Raw genomic sequence first — 3794 nt, forward strand, 5'->3', positions numbered from 1 at the left:
GGGCCAGCCAGGCCAGCAGCAGGACGTGCAGCAGCAGCGAGCCGGCCAAGATCGCCGCCCGCCATCCGCTCCCTTGGCGCCCGTCCCCTTGGCGCCTGTCCGCCGTCCTGATCATGACGCCGCTCGCCAAACGCCCTTCCCCGAAGCCCTTCGCCAAAGCCCTTCCAAAGCCCGCCTGTCTCCCCCACATGGATAGGACGTCGGCCGAAACAAGCCGCTCTCGCTGAAGACGAGCCTGCACAGCCTGGAGTGGCGGAATCTTGACCGTGGCGCCAGCGTTAAGCGGCCATTAACCGACGCGGGAACAGGCGATTGACGTAAGGCTCCTTCGCGAGTAAATACCGCGCTCTTTTTCGAGGCGGTCGTTCGCGTCCGTCCTGATGAGCCTACGTTCCTTGAGGGCTTTCGTCCTGGAGGGGCCTGACCCGCCGGTATGCTTCCCGCGTCCCGGCGAGTTTCGTGTTTATCGGGTCTCCAAGCGGAGCCTTGAACCAAGAACAACAAAGACAAGGACCTGAAGCGCCTCGGCCGAAAGGCACACGCTTCCATCAGAGCAGAGACTTAATGCCTACCATTAACCAGCTCATCCGTAAGCCGCGCTCCCCGAAGCCGGTCCGGAACAAGGTGCCCGCCCTGAAGGGCTGCCCGCAGCGTCGCGGCGTTTGCACCCGCGTTTACACCACGACCCCGAAGAAGCCGAACTCGGCTCTGCGTAAGGTCGCCAAGGTCCGTCTGACCACCGGCATCGAAGCCGTGTGCTATATCCCGGGCGAAGGTCACAACCTGCAGGAGCACTCGGTGGTGCTCATCCGCGGCGGCCGCGTCAAGGACTTGCCCGGCGTCCGTTATCACATCCTGCGCGGCGTCCTCGACACCCAAGGGGTCAAGGATCGTAAGCAGCGTCGTTCGCTCTACGGCGCCAAGCGTCCGAAGTAAGGAAGAAGAAGAATGTCCCGTCGCCGTCGCGCCGAGAAACGCCAGGTTCTGCCGGATCCGAAGTTCGGGGACCTGGTCGTCACGAAGTTCATGAACTACGTGATGTACGAAGGTAAGAAAGCTGTCGCCGAGAACATCATCTACGGCGCTTTCGACATCCTGGAAGCCAAGCGCAAGGACCAAGGTCCGCTTGAAACCTTCCACTCCGCTCTGGACAACGTCGCCCCGGCGATCGAAGTCCGGTCGCGTCGCGTTGGCGGCGCCACCTACCAAGTGCCGGTTGAAGTCCGTCCGGACCGTCGCCGCGCCCTGGCCATCCGTTGGCTGGTGACCGCCGCTCGCAAGCGTGGCGAAAACACCATGACCGAAAAGCTGGCCGGTGAGCTGCTCGACGCCTCGAACAACCGCGGCACCGCCGTGAAGAAGCGCGAAGACACCCACAAGATGGCGGAAGCCAACCGGGCGTTCTCGCACTATCGCTGGTAAGCTTTTCGCTCCCAGCACTCTTTCAGGCGCGGGCGGTTTGAGATAAACCGCCCGCGCCGCACGTTTAATCCCGGTCGTGTCCGTCCAGGGCCGCCCCGTTTCGCAGAGCGATCGCTATGCCCCGCACGCATAAAATCGAAGACTACCGCAACTTCGGCATCATGGCGCACATCGACGCCGGTAAGACGACCACGACCGAGCGGATCCTGTATTACACCGGTAAGTCGCACAAGATCGGCGAAGTCCACGACGGCGCCGCGACCATGGACTGGATGGAGCAGGAGCAAGAGCGCGGCATCACGATCACGTCGGCCGCGACGACCGCCTTCTGGAACGGCAAGCGCCTGAACATCATCGACACCCCCGGGCACGTCGACTTCACCATCGAAGTCGAACGCAGCTTGCGCGTCCTCGACGGCGCCGTGACGGTGCTGGACGGTAACGCCGGCGTCGAGCCGCAGACCGAAACCGTCTGGCGTCAGGCCGACAAGTACAAGGTTCCGCGGATCGTGTTCGTCAACAAGATGGACAAGATCGGCGCCGACTTCGACAAGTCGGTCGAGTCGATCCGCGACCGTCTGGGCGCCAAGGCCGTGCCGATCCAATTCCCGATCGGCGCCGAGTCCTCGCTGAAGGGCCTCGTGGACCTGGTCCGCATGAAGGCCGTGGTCTGGGACAACGACGGTCTGGGCGCGTCCTACAAGGACGAAGAGATCCCCGCCGACCTGATGGACAAGGCCCTCGAGGCCCGCAACTACCTGATCGAGAACGCCGTCGAGCTCGACGACGAGGCCATGGAAGCCTATCTGGGCGGCGAAGAGCCCTCGGAAGAAACGATCAAGAAGTGCATCCGTAAGGCCGTTCTGACCGGCGCCTTCTATCCGATCCTCTGCGGCTCGGCCTTCAAGAACAAGGGCGTCCAGCCCCTGCTCGACGCCGTCGTCGACTACCTGCCCTCGCCGGTGGACATCCCGCCGACCAAGGGCATCGACTTCAAGACCGAAGCCGAAGTCGAGCGTAAGGCCTCGGACGACGAACCCCTGTCGGTTCTGGCGTTCAAGATCATGGACGACCCCTTCGTCGGTTCGCTGACCTTCTGCCGCATCTACTCGGGCAAGCTGGAAACCGGCATGTCCCTGATGAACTCGACCCGCGACAAGCGCGAGCGCGTCGGCCGCATGCTGCTGATGCACTCGAACAACCGCGAGGACATCAAGGAAGCCTACGCCGGCGACATCGTCGCCCTGGCCGGCCTGAAGGAAACCCGCACGGGCGACACCCTGTGCGATCCGCTGAAGTCGCCGGTCATCCTGGAGCGCATGGAGTTCCCGGCCCCGGTTATCGAAATCGCCGTCGAGCCGAAGTCGAAGGCCGACCAGGAAAAGCTGGGCGTCGCCCTGCAGAAGCTGGCCGCTGAAGACCCCTCCTTCACCGTCTCGACCGACCACGAGTCGGGCCAGACGATCCTGAAGGGCATGGGCGAACTGCACCTCGACATCAAGATCGACATCCTGAAGCGCACCTACAAGGTCGAAGCCAACATCGGCGCGCCGCAGGTGGCCTACCGCGAGAGCCTCTCGAAGAAGGCCGAGATCGACTACACCCACAAGAAGCAGACCGGCGGTACGGGCCAGTTCGCCCGCGTCAAGCTGGTGTTCGAGCCGGGCGAGCCGGGTTCGGGCTTCGTGTTCGAGTCGGCCATCGTCGGCGGCGCGGTTCCGAAGGAATACGTCCCGGGCGTCGTGAAGGGCCTGGAATCGGTGAAGGACAACGGTCTGCTGGCCGGCTTCCCGGTCATCGACTTCAAGGCCACCCTGATCGACGGCGCCTTCCACGACGTCGACTCGTCGGTCCTGGCCTTCGAAATCGCCTCGCGCGCCGCCTTCAAGGAACTGCGTGAAAAGGGCGCCCCGAAGCTCCTCGAGCCGATCATGGCCGTGGAAGTCGTGACGCCGGAAGAATACCTGGGCTCGGTCATCGGCGACCTGAACAGCCGCCGTGGCATGATCCAGGGCCAGGACATGCGTGGCAACGCCACGGTGGTGAACGCCTTCGTGCCGCTCGCCAACATGTTCGGCTACGTGAACACCCTGCGCGGCATGTCGCAAGGCCGCGCCCAGTTCACGATGCAATACGATCACTACGAGCAAGTGCCGCAGCACGTCGCCGACGAAGTGATCAAGAAGTACGCCTAAGCCCAGTCCTTCGGGATAAAGCCTAGACGCGGATGGGAGAGGGCTTTCTACAAGTCCTCTCCAGCCCACCCCAGAAGTAGTCCAATCAACTGAAGGCCCCTCTGGGGTCCTGGAGCTAAGAAGATGGCCAAGGAAAAGTTCGAACGTACTAAGCCGCACTGCAACATCGGCACCATC

The 3794-nt window shown here is 63.1% G+C and carries 3 protein-coding genes and 1 pseudogene; 3 read left to right on the plus strand and 1 reads right to left on the minus strand.

The window, feature by feature from the left end:
• Nucleotides 1–278: 278 nt before the first annotated feature.
• Nucleotides 279–541 (minus strand): annotated as a pseudogene (locus AX690_RS21950) (hypothetical protein).
• 23 nt (nt 542–564) lie between these two features.
• Between AX690_RS21950 and rpsL the strand changes: the two are divergent.
• The 3 genes from rpsL (at nt 565) to fusA (ending at nt 3617) form a co-directional block, all read left to right on the plus strand.
• A complete protein-coding gene (rpsL, locus tag AX690_RS01890; protein WP_004624021.1) occupies nt 565–936 on the plus strand; it encodes a 30S ribosomal protein S12 in 372 nt (123 codons plus the stop codon).
• A gap of 12 nt (nt 937–948) precedes the next feature.
• Entirely contained in the window at nt 949–1422 is a 474-nt protein-coding gene (gene rpsG, locus AX690_RS01895) for a 30S ribosomal protein S7 (protein WP_004624018.1), read from the plus strand.
• 116 nt (nt 1423–1538) lie between these two features.
• Nucleotides 1539–3617, plus strand: a complete 2079-nt coding sequence (gene fusA, locus AX690_RS01900) for an elongation factor G (protein ID WP_066683705.1) — start codon at nt 1539–1541, stop codon at nt 3615–3617.
• Nucleotides 3618–3794: the final 177 nt, after the last annotated feature.

The organism is Caulobacter sp. CCH9-E1, from assembly GCF_001556515.1.
Taxonomy (GTDB): domain Bacteria; phylum Pseudomonadota; class Alphaproteobacteria; order Caulobacterales; family Caulobacteraceae; genus Caulobacter.

Excerpts from the sequence above, each read along its gene's own strand:
- rpsG (WP_004624018.1), top strand. The coding sequence starts at position 949 with ATGTCCCGTCGCCGTCGCGCCGAGAAACGCCAGGTTCTGCCGGATCCG.
- fusA (WP_066683705.1), top strand. The coding sequence starts at position 1,539 with ATGCCCCGCACGCATAAAATCGAAGACTACCGCAACTTCGGCATCATG.
- rpsL (WP_004624021.1), top strand. The coding sequence starts at position 565 with ATGCCTACCATTAACCAGCTCATCCGTAAGCCGCGCTCCCCGAAGCCG.